This window comes from Pelagibacterium flavum, from assembly GCF_025854335.1.
Classification (GTDB): Bacteria; Pseudomonadota; Alphaproteobacteria; order Rhizobiales; family Devosiaceae; genus Pelagibacterium; species Pelagibacterium flavum.
Genome location: NZ_CP107716.1, coordinates 1,984,193 through 1,999,118 on the forward strand (window position 1 = coordinate 1,984,193; position 14,926 = coordinate 1,999,118).

Genomic DNA, 14,926 nt, shown 5'->3' on the forward strand with positions numbered 1-14,926 from the left:
GTGTGCGAAACAGGACTGAAATCGACCGCAGCACTCTCTAGGCTGACCCGGTCATGTGTGCTAAGCCCAACCAACTCATCGTGACGCGTGAAGGTATCGGACGTGGCAAACAGCGGCTTTAAACAGTTCGTTTTCGAAATTTTCGGCTGGTGGAACAAGCAGACCCTTTCCACCCGCATTTTCACCGCCTTGCGCGGGGTCAAGGTGGGCGAGGACGAGTTCGGCAACGTCTATTACGAAGGCAAGAAGGATGGCCGCCGCTGGGTCGTCTATAATGGCTATGCGGAAGCGTCTGCGATTCCGGCCGGCTGGCATGGCTGGATGCACCGGCGCACCGACGTGCCGCCGTCCAAGTCCGACTACAAGCCGCACGAGTGGGAAAAGGCCCATATCCCCAACATGACCGGTACGGCGCAGGCCTATCGTCCGGATGGATCGATCCTGACGCCGCAATCGCGTCCGCGCGTTACCGGCGACTATGATGCCTGGTCGCCGGAATAGGGCGGTTCTGCCCGCGTGAGCGCTCCGGGACTTAAAGGCATTGCGAGCTGTCTGGCGCTTGCCGTTGCCGTGAGTGCGGCGCCGGCCCACGCGCAAGCCATTTCCAATCCGGTGGCGGTCTTTACCGGGCTCGACAAGATCACCGGCCGGATCACGATATTTGATGTCTATATCGATGAGACAGTGCAGTTCGGATCGCTGCAGCTGACGCCACGTGTCTGCTACTCACGGCCCCAAACCGAGGCGCAGAGCGTTTCAGCCTTTGTGCAGGTGGACGAGGTTTCGCTGCAGGCGACCATGGAGAGGGTGTTTTCTGGCTGGATGTTTGCCGATTCGCCAGCGCTCAATGCCATCGACAACGCCGTTTATGATGTCTGGCTGATCGATTGTCGCCAGACATCAGATGTGCCACCACCCGACCAGCGCTAGGTTGCATGGACAGTTCGGTGATGGTGGCCTGCAAATGGCAGTTTTCTGCGCTTCCGGTGCTCACGTACCCAAATGTACGCTCCGCTCCGGTTCTCGAAAACTGCCATTTTCGGCTCACCCTGACCGAACTCTCCACACAACCTACCCCGTCTTATCCCACGCGTAGAAGTCACCTTCAATATCGAGGGCACCCGAGAGGCGGATTTCGTAGATGGTGCGAGGGATTTCGATGGCGCCGAGAGATGCCAGATGGTCGGTGATGAACTGGGTGTCGAGGAGCGCATAACCGCCCGCCTTGAGCCGATCGACGAGGTGGGCCAGGGCGATCTTTGAGGCGTCGGTGCGCCGGTGAAACATGGATTCGCCAAAAAAGGCGCCGCCGATGGACAGACCATAGAGGCCGCCCACCAGCTCGTCGCCGTCATAGACCTCCACGGTGTGACAATAGCCCATGGCAAACAGCTCACCGTAGAGCGCGCGGATGGTGGGGTTGATCCAGGTCGATTCCCGGTCACTGCCAGCGGTCGCGCAGCCTTCGATGACACTGGCAAAGTCGCGATCGACAACAACCGAAAAACCACTTTTGCGCATGGTCTTTCGGAGGCTTCTTGATGTCCTGAATCCGTCGAGCGGCAAGACGCCGCGCATCTGTGGGCTGACCCAGAAGATATCGGGATCTTCGGCGCTTTCCGACATCGGGAAAATCCCGGCGCGATAAGCGCGCAGGATCAACTCGGGCGTCAGTTCGATATCGAAAGGGTCGTTCCGTGTCATCGCAAAATCGTATCGTCGCAAAAATCAAAAAGCGGCCCGTTGGGCCGCCTTCTGCTATTCCTTGTTGGCTTCGAGAAATTTCTCGAGCCAGTGGATATCGTAATTTCCGGCCTGAATGTCGGGTTCCTTGATAAGCCTGCGGAATAGGGGCAGGGTCGTCTTTACGCCATCGACGATGAACTCGTCCAGCGCGCGATTGAGGCGCTGCAGGCATTCTGGCCGCGTGCGGCCGTGTACGATCAGCTTGCCGATCAGGCTGTCGTAATAGGGCGGGATTTTATAGCCCTGATAGACGGCGGCATCTACCCGTACACCTACGCCACCGGCCGGGTGGTAATAGGTGATTTTTCCCGGTGAGGGCGCGAAAGTCTGGGGGTCTTCGGCATTGATGCGCACCTCGATGGCGTGGCCATAGAACACCACGTCCTGCTGCTTGAGCGAAAGGGGCTCGCCGGCCGCGACGCGAATCTGCTCATAGACGATATCGAAATTGGTAATGCGCTCTGTGACCGGGTGCTCCACCTGCAGGCGGGTGTTCATTTCGATGAAATAGAACTCGCCGTTCTCGTAGAGGAACTCGATGGTGCCGGCGCCGGAATATTTGAGCTTGCGCATGGCGGCGGCGCAAATCTCGCCGATTTCGGTCTGCTCGGCCATAGGCACCGTGGGGGCCGAAGCCTCTTCCCAGACCTTCTGGTGGCGGCGCTGGAGCGAACAATCGCGCGTACCCAGATGCACAGCATTGCCCTGACCATCGCCAATGACCTGAACCTCGATGTGGCGGGGTTTGCCCAGGTATTTTTCCATGTAAACGGCGTCATCGCCGAAGGCCGCCTTGGCCTCGGTGCGCGCCGTGGAAAATGCGATGGACAGTTCGGCTTCGGTTTTGGCGACTTTCATGCCGCGGCCGCCACCGCCTGCCGCAGCCTTGATAAGGACCGGATAGCCGATTTCCGCTGCTGTCGTGCTGGCTTCCGCCTCGGTGGTCACCGCGCCGGCCGAACCGGGGACGCAGGGGATGCCGAGTTCGAGGGCGGTCTTTTTGGCCTGGATCTTGTCGCCCATGATCTCGATGTGGTGGGCGGACGGGCCGATAAAGGCGATCTTGTGCTCTTCGAGAATTCGGGCGAAGCGGGCATTTTCCGACAGAAAGCCATATCCGGGATGCACCGCTTCGGCGCCGGTGATTTCGCAGGCTGCCAGAATCGAGGGGATATTGAGATAGCTGTCGCGGGCCGAATTGGGCCCGACGCAGACGCTTTCGTCGGCAAGGCGCACATGCATGGCATTGGCGTCGGCCTGGGAGTGGATGGCAACCGTCTGGATGCCGAGTTCCTTGCAGGCGCGCAGGATGCGCAGGGCAATCTCGCCGCGATTGGCTATGAGGACCTTGGAAAACATGGGCCTGCCTTATTCGATGACGACGAGGGGTTCACCGTATTCGACCGGCGAGGCATCATCGACCAGAATGCGGGTGATGGTGCCCGATTTGTGCGCCGGAATCTGGTTCATGGTCTTCATGGCTTCGATGATCAGAACCGTCTGGCCCTCGGAAACCTTGGCGCCCACCTCAACGAAGGCCTTGGCGCCGGGCTCTGGCGCCAGATAGGCGGTGCCAACCATGGGCGAGGTCAATGTGTTGGGGCTGGCGGCGAGATCCTCGGGCGATGCGGCGGCGGGCGTGGATGCTGCAGAGGCCGCGGGGGCGGCGGGCGCAGCCGGAGCCGATGGCGCCTGCTGCTGGGCGTACCCGCCCGGCGCTGCGACCTGGACGACTTCCTTGGCAAAGGTGCGGGTCACGCGGATGCGGAAATCATCCTGCTCGAGTTCGATTTCGGCCAGGTTGGCCTCGTTGACCAGTTCGGCGATGGTGCGGATGAGGTCCTGATCGACCTGCGAGATCTTTGCCATTGTTATCGTGTCTCCACCGACCCCTTGGGGGTCTTTCTCAATTCAGGATTTCGGCGACGGCCTCGAGGGCCAGCGTATAGCCTCTTGGGCCCAGACCGCAAATTACGCCCTTGGCCACAGCAGATACGTAGGAATGGTGGCGAAAGGGTTCACGTTGATGAATGTTTGACAGATGCACCTCGACAATCGGCTTGTCCAACGTGCGCAACGCATCGTGGATAGCCACCGAGGTGTGGGAATAGGCGGCAGGGTTGATGACGATCGCATCGGCTGTCTTGCGTGCCGACTGGATCCAATCGACCAGTTCGCCCTCGTGATTGGACTGGCGAAAATCGCACGCCATGCCAAGCTTTTCGCAGGATTCCCGGCACATCGCTTCAATATCGGCCAGCGTATCGCCGCCATAGATCGCTTTTTCCCGCGTGCCCAAGAGATTGAGGTTCGGTCCGTTGAGGATCAATACGCGTTTTGCCATGTGCCTTATCGTGCCGCGTTCTCAGCGCCAAAAGATGGCAAACGCGCCCTTTTAGAGCTTTTTGAGCCAGCAAGGCCGGCAATTCAAGCTGGCGTTATACGAAATGCACCGAAAAGGCAAAGGGAACGTCCCTAAGTTGGCGGCGGTTGTTCGGCGCGGACAAGTCAGCCGCCCTGGGCGCTATCGGTGCAGATGGTGGCGCCGCACTCCCGCATGTTTTCGATGCGGCGCACCAGATCGGCCTTGGGCAGGGCGCCGGGAATCACTTCATCGCCGATGATGAAGGTGGGTGTGCCTGAAATGCCGAGCGCCTGGGCGATGGTATAGGTGCGCTGGAGCGCTTCGGAGACATCGGGAGCACCCATTTCCAACGCGAGAGATACGCGGCTCAGGCCCAGCGATTCGGCAGCGGCAAGGGCGGCCTGGGTATCGACCTGACCGCGGGAGGAAAACAGCGCCGTGTGGAAATCCTGGTAGTTGACCTCTGAGCGAGCAACCAGAATGGCGATGCGGGCGGCATCGACCGAGTTTTGCGAAAGGATGGGGAATTCCTTGAGGATGACGCGCAGATTCGGGTCTTCCTCGACCAGAGCCATGACGTCGGCGACGACCTGGCGGCAATAGCCGCAATTGTAGTCAAACATTTCGACGAGGGTGACGTCGCCGTCGGGGTTGCCGAGGACGATGTTGGCGGGGTCGTTGTAGATTTCCTCTTCCATCGCCGCGAGCGCGATGCGGGCCCGCTCGCTTTCCTCGGCTCGGACCTGGGCTTCGAGTTCGACCGACATGCGTTCGAGCAGGCGCGGATTGGCGAGGAGGTAGTCTTCGATTAGCGGGCCGATGGTGGCGGTGTCGATCGCTTCAGGCCGGGGTGCTGCAGGCAATTGGGCGGCGGGCTGGTTCGCTGCCGTTTGGGCAAGAAGACTTTCGACCTCGGTCTGGCTCAAACCGGGCTCGGGGCGCGTTGCGATGGAATATGCGAGCCCGGCGCCGAGGATGGCCACGGCAGCGGCAAGTCCCAGATTGATCGCTTTTTGCATCCCAAACTCCCTATCGCGTTGCGGCGGGTTTACCGTATGCAAGGGGCGGGTGCCAGCCGCAATGGGCGGGCAGGCGAACAAAAGCGCGTGTTGGAAACGGTTGCTTTGAATAACTAAGATATTAGAATAGTATTCTAATATTATTGACGCAACGACAATGATATGCTGATATAATGCGTATTTACGCAAGCAGGTCGTTCGAAGGCTGGCTGCCGGACAGAACAAGCGGACATTGAAATGATGAGTGCCAATTCGATTCGCCCATTTTACGCCCTTGAACTTATGGCACGGGGGCAGGCGCTGGAAGCGCAGGGGCGAGAAGTGTGTCACCTCGAAATCGGGGAGCCGGGTGGCAAGCCGGCCGAGTGCGTGCTGGATGCAGTTCGCGACTGTCTTGATCGCCCGATGGGATACACGGCAGCCAAGGGTACGCCGGCGCTGCGCGAGCGGTTGAGCCGATATTATGCAGAGCAGCATAGCGTCGAGGTTTCGCCCGAGCGGATCGTGGTGACCACCGGTTCGTCGAGCGGGTTCATCCTGACGTTTCTTGCCGGTTTTGCTCCCGGACAGCGCATTGCAGTGACGCGGCCGGGGTATCCGGCCTATCTCAATATTATCGCGTCGCTCAATCTGGGGAGCGTCGAGATTCCGGTTTCACCGGCCAATGGATGGCGGCTGACGGCGGCCGATATTGAAGCGGCTTATGAAAGATCCCCTTTCGAAGGATTGCTCGTGGCCAGTCCGGCCAATCCGACGGGCGCGGTTTTGGAGCGCGAAGAACTGGCGGCGATTGTCGCGTGTTGTGATCGGCTCGGTGTCCGGTTCATCTCGGACGAGATTTATCACGGGCTCAATTATGTGGGCGGAGACGCCAGCGCGCTCGAATTTTCCCACGACCATGTGATCGTCAACAGCTTTTCCAAATATTACTGCATGACGGGCTGGCGGATCGGCTGGCTGGTGCTGCCCGAGGATATGGTGCGCCGGGCCGAGATGATGGCGCAGAGCCTGTTCATTTCAGCCTCGAGCGTATCCCAATGCGCCGCGCTGGCGGCGATGGAGGCACGCATCGAGTACGATGCGCGGCGGGATCAATATGCCGGAAGCCGGCTGGTTCTGTCGGAGGGGCTCAAGGCGCTGGGATTCGGGCTGGCCGAGCCGTCGGACGGGGCGTTTTATGCGTATGTCGACGCCTCGGCCTTTACCAATGACACGATGGATTTTTGCCTGCGCATGCTCGATCAGGCTGGCGTCGCCGCGACGCCGGGGCAGGATTTCGACAGGACGGACGGGCACAAATATGTGCGGTTTTCCTACGCGGGTACTGAGGAAAGCATCGCCATGGCGCTTGAGCGAATGGGCAAATTTCTCCATCCCTAGATCATTCACCGTTTCACAGAAACGGCGCGACGATCCAAGTCTTTGTTATGTCGCGCTTCCAAACTGAATAAGTGGTACCCACTTATCCCGGAAGCGCTCCAAGCGGGAAACAAAAAAGGGCGGCTCAGCCGCCCTTTTTCATTCGTGTGGAATGCTTTTAGCCCAGACCGAGGCGGCGCTGCCACCAGCCAGCCTTCTTGGGCTTTTCTTCGGTCGGCTCGCTGGTTGATGAGACAAGAATCTCGTCGGAGGGCACAGCCTTTTTCTTGCGGGCCGCAGACTTATCCTCCGCGGCGGCCTCGGGCTGAGCGTCCGGCTTGGATGCGGCAACGGGCTCAGGTGCCTTGTCGGGCTGGGGCGCCTCGGCGGACTTTTCTTCCACAGGAGCTTCGGCCTCGACCTTTTTCTTGCGCGGAGCCCGAGGCTTGCGAGCCGGCTTTTCAGGAGCTGGCGCAGGCTCGGCGGCGGGCGCTTCTTCGGCGCCTTCCACGGCTTCCTGTGCCACCGAGTCCGGCTCGACGGCCTTGGCCTTCGTGGTCCGGCGCGTGCGGCGCTTTTTCGGCTTTTCCTCTGCGGTTTCGGCGACCACTTCGGTTTCCGGTGCGGCGTCGGGCGCAGGCGCATCTTCCGCCTGAACCGCGACCGCAGGCTCGCGGTCTTCGACGGCATTCATGGCGTCGGCATCGCCGGGCGATTCCGTGTCCTGATCGGTGCCTACACCTTCGTTGGGGCGTTTGTTGCGGCGTCCGCCACGGCGGCCGCGACGACGGCGCTTGCGCGGCTGGTCGTCATCATCCTCATTGGCGGCATCGGCACGCGGCTCATCTTCCGTATCGCCGGATTCCGCGTCGGGGGTGGCAACCTCGGTGGCCTGAATTGCGGCGCTGTCCTTGCCGCCACGACGGCGACGACGGCGACGCTTGTTGCGGTTGCCATCGCGTTCGCCGGACATGTCGTCCTCGGCCTCGATCTCAGCTTCGACCTCGGCTTCTTCCTCGACTTCAGGTTCCTGATAGTCGTCCATGGAGGCCGCATCGGCACGGATGTGCTGGACCGGCGCTGCTGCGACCGGCGCGCGGGCTTCACCGCGTTCGATGTTGAACTGGGAGCCGAGAAGGCCGCTCTGGGCGGAAATGGTGATCGAAAGCCCGTATTTGGCTTCGAGCGCCGTGAGCGTTTCGCGCTTGGTATTGAGGATATAGAGCGCGACTTCGGCGGGCATGTTGACGTTGATCGACTGACCGGGCTTGCGCAACACATGGTCTTCAATGGCGCGCATGATCATCAGCGCCAGCGAGGAAACCGAACGCACCAGACCGGTGCCCGCGCAGGTGGGGCAGGTGTGGGTCGATGATTCCAGAACACCGAAGCGGATGCGCTGACGGCTCATCTCCATCAGGCCGAAATGGCTGATATGGCCGACCTGGATGCGGGCCCGGTCGTTCTTGAGGCAATCCTTGAGCTTCTTTTCGACAGCGCGGTTGTTGCGGCGCTCTTCCATGTCGATGAAATCGATGACGATGAGGCCGGCCAGGTCGCGCAGGCGCAACTGGCGGGAAATCTCTTCGGCCGCTTCCAGGTTGGTCTGGAGCGCTGTGTCCTCGATATTGTGTTCCTTGGTGGCACGGCCCGAGTTCACGTCGATCGATACCAACGCCTCGGTCGGGTTGATGACGATATAACCGCCCGAGGGCAGGGTGACCTGCGGATGGAACATGGAGTCGAGCTGGGACTCTACGTTGAAACGCGAGAAAATCGGCGCATCGTCTTTATAGATCTGCACATTCTTGGAATGGCTGGGCATGATCATGCGCATGAAATCCTTGGCCTCGCGATATCCGGCCTCGCCGGACACAAGGACTTCGGTGATGTCCTTGTTGTAGAGGTCACGGATGGTGCGCTTTATCAGGCTGCCTTCCTCATAGACGAGGCAGGGGGCCGAGGATTCGAGCGTAAGGGTGCGGACGTTTTCCCAAAGGCGCATGAGATATTCGAAATCGCGCTTGACTTCAGCCTTGGTGCGCGAGGCGCCGGCGGTGCGCAGGATGACGCCCATGCCCTGGGGCACTTCGAGATCGGTGGCGATTTCCTTGAGCCGCTTGCGGTCGGCAGCGCTGGTGATCTTGCGCGAAATACCGCCACCACGGGCCGTGTTGGGCATCAGCACCGAATAACGGCCGGCCAGCGACAGATAGGTGGTGAGCGCAGCGCCCTTGTTGCCGCGTTCTTCCTTGACAACCTGAACCAGCAAGACCTGACGGCGCTTGATGACTTCCTGAATCTTGTAGCGGCGCTGGTTGCGGCGGGGACGTTCCTGAAGATCTTCTAGGGCATCGCCTTCACCGATCTGCTCAACCTTCTTGGTTTCGCGCGGCGCGTCGAAATCGTCACCATTGTCTTCGGCGGTGTCTTCGTCGCCTTCGGCGCTCTCGACCTCGTCATCATCAATGAGATCGGCTTCTTCCTCATGGGCTTCTTCTTCGTCGCGCATGAGAGCTTCGCGGTCGGCGACCGGAATCTGGTAATAGTCGGGGTGAATTTCGGAAAAGGCGAGGAAGCCGTGACGATTGCCGCCATATTCAACGAAGGCAGCCTGCAAGGAAGGCTCGACCCGCGTAACCTTGGCGAGATAGATATTGCCCCTTAGCTGCCGCCGTTCGGCGGATTCAAAGTCGAACTCCTCGAGTCTGTTACCTGTGGTAACGACTATCCGTGTTTCTTCCGGGTGGGTGGCATCCACCAGCATTCTTTTTGTGGCCATAAATTAGAACTCCGCGCGCTCGCGCGCCGGGCCCGGACCGTTCTTGTGACGGGCGGCCAGCGCCATGCGAGGCGTATGACAGTATTGTGAAAACGCCAGGGGCGTCGTTGAGAAGGGTAGGGGTCAAGGAATGGGACAGCGGGCTGTGGCGCGCCGGAACATTGATCGTGCCGATTGCCAGAGTTAAACCCATTCGACCTCGTCCTTAGAGGCATGGCCAGATCGGCCTTGCCAGTCGGATCGCCTCAAAACCGGCGATTCCGATATTCTTGTCTCGGTGCAAGTCGCGCGTCACATGTCCGGTGTGTCGAGGCCGGTAAAGATACCGGAGGCGAGATCGGGCCTGGGCGCAGACTCTATAGAGCACCGCATTACAGTCCTTACGAGTGTTCCCGGAAATTGGCAATAGCCAATGGCCTTGGCGCTCGATTGTTGGGATGTGGCGTTGCGGGCCGCGAAGTTCAAGCGGGGGCTTGCCTATTTCCGCCCAAGAATCGCATAAGGTGCGCGCGAACTGGAGTTTTCGATGATCGTCCCGGCTGTGCGTGCAAAGCTGATTTTTTTCGTTCTGGCATGTGCCGTTTTCAGTGTGTCGGCGGGCCCGGCGCAGGAAAACCCGGCGGCAGAAACCCAGGCTACGGCAGCCGATGGCGCCCAGCCCACCGCGCCGGCGCTGCTCGACTCGCGGGTTACTGCCACCCAGGATCGCGCGCGGCTGGTGCTGGATCTCACGACGCCCACCGAATTTGCCGTGTACACAATTGCCGATCCGATGCGCGCTGTCGTTGAATTGCGTGGTCAGGCAGGGGATAGCGGGCAGGACAATCAGCCGGCCGGCGATGGTCTGGTAACCGCCTATGGCGTTGAAGCCTTCGGTGAAGACCGGGTGCGGGTGACGCTTTCGCTTGCAGGGCCCGCGCAGGTGCAGCAATCGTATATTCTCGATGCGTTCGAGGACCAGCCGGCGCGTCTGGTCATCGATCTCGTGCCCGATACGGCGGAAAACTTCGCAGCCAATGTTAGAGGCGCCGAGCCGGCGATCGCGCAGGCCGAGCAGGAAACGCCGCCCGCCGAACTCGATGGCGCTCAGACAGCCCCGGGTGAGACCGCTACGGCTGTCGATAGCGTGCGGCCGCTCGTGATTATCGATCCCGGCCATGGCGGGGTCGATGGCGGCGCACGGGCGACCAACGGGCTCGAGGAAAAGACGATCGTTCTGGCCTTTGCGCTCAAACTGCAAAATCTATTGGTCGAAACCGGCCGGTTCGATGTTGCGTTGACGCGCGACACGGACACATTCCTCACGCTTTCCGAGCGTGTTGCGCTGGCGCGGCAGAACCAGGCGGATCTGTTCATTTCGCTGCATGCGGATTCCTTCGACCAGCAGGATGTGCGTGGAGCATCGATCTATACGCGTGGAGATCTGGCGACGTCCGATCTCGATCGCGTGTTGGCCGAGAACGAGAACCGGGTCGATCTGATCGCCGGGTTTTCACCACCCGAGGATGAGGGCGCGATTAACGTGCTTGTCGATTTTCTGGCCCGGGAGACGCGGCGGCAATCTTATCTGGCCGGGCAGGCATTGATCGAACAGCTCGAGCCCTCGGTTCAATTGCGGCGCTTTCCGCTGCGGCAGGCCGATTTCTTCGTTCTCAATTCCCCAGACATTCCCTCGGTGCTGATCGAGTTGGGTTTTCTCTCCAATTCGGACGATACCGCGAACCTGACCACGGACGCCTGGCTCGATCGCGTCGCCGCAGCGCTGGCGCGTGGCGTCGCGGTCTATTTCGACGATCGATACTAGAGCATTTCAGCGCTTCTATGAATCGCTTCAATTGCTCTAAGTCTTTGTTTTGTCGCGTGTCCGAACCGATAAAGTGGCATCGACTTTATCTGGACACGCTCCAGGTTTTGACCGGTACACACCGTTTTGATTCATCTTCAAGGGTTTGGGCGCACAATGGGCAGCGATTCTGATAAGCTCCAGAATCGCGGGGAATGGCGCAACGAGTGGGCGCGGGCCCGTGTGAGAATGCAATGTTTCGACTTTTAAGCTGGCTGTTTGGCTTTTCCGTTTTTTCAGGCCTGATCGTTCTGGGCGGCGTTGCCTATTATGTCGCGCTGCTCAACGACGATCTGCCAGACTACACGGTGCTGATGGACTACCAGCCGCCGGTGACGACCCGCGTGCATGCCGCCGATGGCGTATTGCTTGCCGAATTTGCCCGGGAACGTCGGCTATTCCAGCCGGTCGAAACCATTCCGCCGATGGTGATCGAGGCCTTCCTTTCGGCCGAGGACAAGGATTTCTACTCCCATTTCGGTATCGACGTTGCCGGTGTGTTTCGCGCGGCGCGCGACAATGTCGTGCAGATGGTGGACGGCAGTTCGGGCAATCTGGTCGGCGCTTCGACCATTACCCAGCAGGTAGCAAAGAATTTCCTTTTGACCTCGGACCAGACCTGGGACCGCAAGATCAAGGAAGCGCTCCTGGCGCTGCGGATCGAAAACACGTTCACCAAGGACGAAATTCTCGAGCTCTATCTCAACGAGATATTCCTCGGTCTCAACTCCTATGGCGTTGCGGCAGCCGCGCTCAACTATTTCGACAAGGCGCTCTATGAGCTGACCTATGCCGAGGCGGCCTATCTTGCGGCGCTGCCCAAGGGCCCCTCGAACTATCATCCTTTCAGGCGGCCCGAGGCGGCGATCGAGCGGCGGAACTGGGTGCTCGATCGGATGGCCGAGAACGGGTACATAACGCTCGAGGACGCGAGCGCCTACAAGAACGAAAACCTCAATGTCATTCCGCGGGCCGGCGGATCGCAGCTCTATTCGGCCGAATATTTTACCGAGGAAGTGCGCCGTCAGCTGGCCGGGCTGTATGGCGAAGATACGCTTTATGGCGGCGGCATGTCGGTGCGCACGTCGCTGGACCCGCAAATGCAGCTCCATGCGCGAAAGGCGCTGATGGATGGCCTGATCGACTTCGACCAGCGGCGCGGATTTCATGCGGTCGAGGACACGATCGAGATCGGCGAGGATTGGGGCGGGGCACTGGCTGGTATTTCTCCGCTCGGAGATGTGCCCGAGTGGACGCTGGCCGTGGTCCTTGAGATGGAGGCCAATTCGGCGCGGATCGGTCTTCGACCGATGATCGACGTCGATGGGCGCGTGAGCTCGGAGCGCATCACGGGCACGCTGCCGGGTTCGGCGGTAAGCTGGGTCAACGAGCCGCTGAGCGAACTCCTTAATGTTGGTGATGTGATTTACGTCGAGCCCGTGGCCGGCGAAGAAGGTGTCTACACATTGCGGCAGGTGCCCGAGATCGAGGGCGCCATCGTTGCCATGGACCCGAGGACCGGGCGCGTTCTGGCGCTTGTGGGTGGCTTTTCGTTTGCAGAAAGCGAATTCAATCGCGCGACGCAGGCGATGCGCCAGCCGGGATCGTCTTTCAAACCTATCGTTTATGCGGCGGCGCTGGACAATGGCTATACGCCAGCAAGCGTGATCCTCGACGCGCCGCTCGAGGTGGTCAATGCCGATGGCTCGGTCTGGCAGCCGGAAAATTACGCGCGGCAGTTCTATGGGCCGCAGACGCTGCGGCGCGGCATCGAACTTTCGCGCAACGTGATGACGGTGCGGCTGGCGCGCGATCTGGGCATGCCGATGATCGAGGAATATTCGCGCCTGTTCGGCGTTTATGACGACATGCCGCATGTGCTTGCCATGGCGCTCGGTGCTGGCGAGACGACGGTCATGCGGCTGACGGCAGCCTATGCGACCATTGCCAATGGTGGGCGCAGGATCACGCCCACGTTGATCGACCGTATCCAGGACCGGTATGGCGATACGATCTATCGCCATGACGAACGGATTTGCGAGAACTGCCAGCAGGCAGAATGGCACGGGCAGGCGGTGCCGATGATCATCGACAGCCGCGCGCAGGTGCTGGATCCCATGACGGCCTATCAGATTACGTCAATGATGGAGGGCGTCGTGCAGCGGGGCACGGGTACGGCGGTGCGGGCGATCGGGCGGCCGGTGGCGGGCAAGACAGGCACGACCAATGACTACAAGGACGCGTGGTTCGTGGGGTTCACGCCCGAACTCGCAGTTGGGGTCTATGTCGGGTACGACACGCCGCGCAGCATGGGCTCGAGTTCGACGGGCGGCGAGTTGGCAGCGCCGATATTTGCCGATTTCGTTGCGGCAGCGCTTGAAGGCGTGCCACCCACGCGGTTCCAGGTGCCTCAGGGCATGCATACGGACTGGATCGATCCGGCAACCGGAGTGGGAATTGTCGCGGGCGGATCCGGGGTGCAGGAGGCGTTCAAGCCGGGGACCGGGCCGAATTTGATGACCTCTGTCATCGGGGTCAATTCCCAAGCCTTCGATAATATCCAGACCGGCGCCAATCAACAGCCGGGCTTTGGGGCGGGTTCCCTTTTCTAGTGGCTTGCAGGCGGTTGATTGTCGCTTTCAATGCCGCTAAGTCAGCCTGCGAACAGAAATACGGAAAGAGATATGCGCGCAGACGTTCTCAAGACTGTCGACGAAATCAAGCAGGCCCTAAGCCTGCTGAGGAGGCATCTTTGACTGGGATACAGCAGAAAGACGCCTCGACGCGCTGAACGCACGCTCTGAATCTGGCGATCTCTGGAACGATCCGGAGGAAGCCCGCAAGGTGATGAGCGAACGCCAGTCGCTCGAAAGCGCCATCGACACGGTCAAAACGCTTGAAGCCGGGATCAGCGACAACATCGAATTAATCGAACTCGGTGAGGCCGAGGGCGACGATGAGATCGTATCGGAAGCCGAAAAGGCGCTGGTCGAGCTGAAAAGCACCGCGGCACGCATGCGAGTGGAAACCCTGCTTTCCGGCGAAGCGGACGCGAACGACTGCTATCTCGAAGTCCATTCGGGGGCTGGGGGCACCGAAAGCCAGGACTGGGCGCAGATGCTGTTCCGCATGTACACGCGCTGGGCCGAACGGCGCGGGTTCAAGGTCGAGACCATCGAGTACAGCGCCGGTGAAGAAGCGGGCATCAAGGGTGCAACCATCCTGATCAAGGGCCACAATGCCTATGGCTGGCTCAAGACAGAAAGCGGCGTGCACCGGCTGGTGCGCATTTCGCCCTATGACAGCCAGGCGCGGCGGCATACGAGCTTTTCGAGCGTCTGGGTCTATCCGGTGATCGATGATTCGATCGATATCGACGTCAACGAATCCGACGTTCGTATCGATACCTACCGCGCGTCCGGCGCGGGCGGTCAGCACGTCAATACAACCGATTCGGCGGTGCGTATCACCCATATCGCCACCGGAATCGTGGTGCAGTGCCAGAACGAGCGCAGCCAGCACAAGAACAAGGCGCAGGCCTGGGATATGCTGAGGGCGCGGCTTTACGAACTCGAGCTGCAAAAGCGTGAGGAAGCCGCCAGTGCCAAAGCGGCCTCAAAGACCGAGATCGGGTGGGGACACCAGATCCGCTCCTATGTGCTTCAGCCCTATCAGTTGGTGAAGGATCTGCGCACGCAGGTGGAAAGCACGGCGCCGGCCGATGTGCTGGATGGCGCGCTCGACCCGTTCATGGAAGCCTCTCTCGCCCAGCGGGTGGGGGCAGACAAGGACGAGGAATAGGCTGTAGTAGC

At 60.4% G+C, this 14,926-nt stretch carries 12 protein-coding genes; 6 read left to right on the top strand and 6 right to left on the bottom strand.

Annotated features, from left to right (window positions below; translation table 11 throughout):
- Positions 1 to 102 precede the first annotated feature (102 nt).
- On the top strand, positions 103 to 501 hold the full coding sequence (locus OF122_RS09945) for an NADH:ubiquinone oxidoreductase subunit NDUFA12 (RefSeq protein ID WP_264224106.1): 399 nt from the start codon (positions 103 to 105) through the stop codon (positions 499 to 501).
- A gap of 15 nt (positions 502 to 516) precedes the next feature.
- A complete protein-coding gene (locus OF122_RS09950) occupies positions 517 to 930 on the top strand; it encodes a DUF2155 domain-containing protein (protein WP_408636217.1) in 414 nt (137 codons plus the stop codon).
- 141 nt (positions 931 to 1,071) lie between these two features.
- Here the strand turns inward: OF122_RS09950 and aat are convergent, their stop codons facing one another.
- The 5 genes from aat to OF122_RS09975 form a co-directional block, all read right to left on the bottom strand.
- Positions 1,072 to 1,704: a leucyl/phenylalanyl-tRNA--protein transferase gene (aat, locus tag OF122_RS09955; RefSeq protein ID WP_264224107.1), complete on the bottom strand. Its 633-nt coding sequence runs from the start codon at positions 1,702 to 1,704 to the stop codon at positions 1,072 to 1,074.
- A 54-nt stretch (positions 1,705 to 1,758) separates the two neighbouring features.
- Positions 1,759 to 3,105: an acetyl-CoA carboxylase biotin carboxylase subunit gene (gene accC, locus OF122_RS09960; protein WP_264224108.1), complete on the bottom strand. Its 1,347-nt coding sequence runs from the start codon at positions 3,103 to 3,105 to the stop codon at positions 1,759 to 1,761.
- Between the two features lie 9 nt (positions 3,106 to 3,114).
- Positions 3,115 to 3,615, bottom strand: a complete 501-nt coding sequence (accB, locus tag OF122_RS09965; protein ID WP_264224109.1) for an acetyl-CoA carboxylase biotin carboxyl carrier protein — start codon at positions 3,613 to 3,615, stop codon at positions 3,115 to 3,117.
- A gap of 37 nt (positions 3,616 to 3,652) precedes the next feature.
- Complete coding sequence (gene aroQ / locus OF122_RS09970) at positions 3,653 to 4,090, bottom strand: type II 3-dehydroquinate dehydratase (protein WP_264224110.1); 438 nt, start codon at positions 4,088 to 4,090, stop codon at positions 3,653 to 3,655.
- A 164-nt stretch (positions 4,091 to 4,254) separates the two neighbouring features.
- Entirely contained in the window at positions 4,255 to 5,130 is an 876-nt protein-coding gene (locus OF122_RS09975) for a DsbA family protein (RefSeq protein ID WP_264224111.1), read from the bottom strand.
- 240 nt (positions 5,131 to 5,370) lie between these two features.
- On the opposite strand from OF122_RS09975, the gene OF122_RS09980 reads away from it, so the two are divergent.
- A complete protein-coding gene (locus tag OF122_RS09980; protein WP_264224112.1) occupies positions 5,371 to 6,510 on the top strand; it encodes a pyridoxal phosphate-dependent aminotransferase in 1,140 nt (379 codons plus the stop codon).
- A gap of 157 nt (positions 6,511 to 6,667) precedes the next feature.
- On the opposite strand, the gene OF122_RS09985 is transcribed toward OF122_RS09980, so the two are convergent.
- A complete protein-coding gene (locus tag OF122_RS09985; RefSeq protein ID WP_264224113.1) occupies positions 6,668 to 9,271 on the bottom strand; it encodes an Rne/Rng family ribonuclease in 2,604 nt (867 codons plus the stop codon).
- A gap of 526 nt (positions 9,272 to 9,797) precedes the next feature.
- Here OF122_RS09985 and OF122_RS09990 point away from each other — a divergent pair.
- From OF122_RS09990 to prfB, 3 genes are all read left to right on the top strand, one after another.
- Positions 9,798 to 11,075, top strand: coding sequence for an N-acetylmuramoyl-L-alanine amidase (locus OF122_RS09990; RefSeq protein WP_264224114.1), 1,278 nt, complete (start codon positions 9,798 to 9,800; stop codon positions 11,073 to 11,075).
- Positions 11,076 to 11,308: 233 nt separating this feature from the next.
- Positions 11,309 to 13,726 carry a penicillin-binding protein 1A gene (locus tag OF122_RS09995; RefSeq protein WP_264224115.1) on the top strand — a complete coding sequence of 806 codons (2,418 nt, stop codon included), beginning with the start codon at positions 11,309 to 11,311 and terminating at the stop codon, positions 13,724 to 13,726.
- 72 nt (positions 13,727 to 13,798) lie between these two features.
- Positions 13,799 to 14,915 (top strand): peptide chain release factor 2 gene (gene prfB, locus OF122_RS10000; RefSeq protein ID WP_408636219.1). Its coding sequence is split into 2 segments (ribosomal slippage): positions 13,799 to 13,867 and positions 13,869 to 14,915, totalling 1,116 coding nucleotides; the frame shifts between segments, so codons are not numbered across the junction.
- Positions 14,916 to 14,926 lie beyond the last annotated feature (11 nt).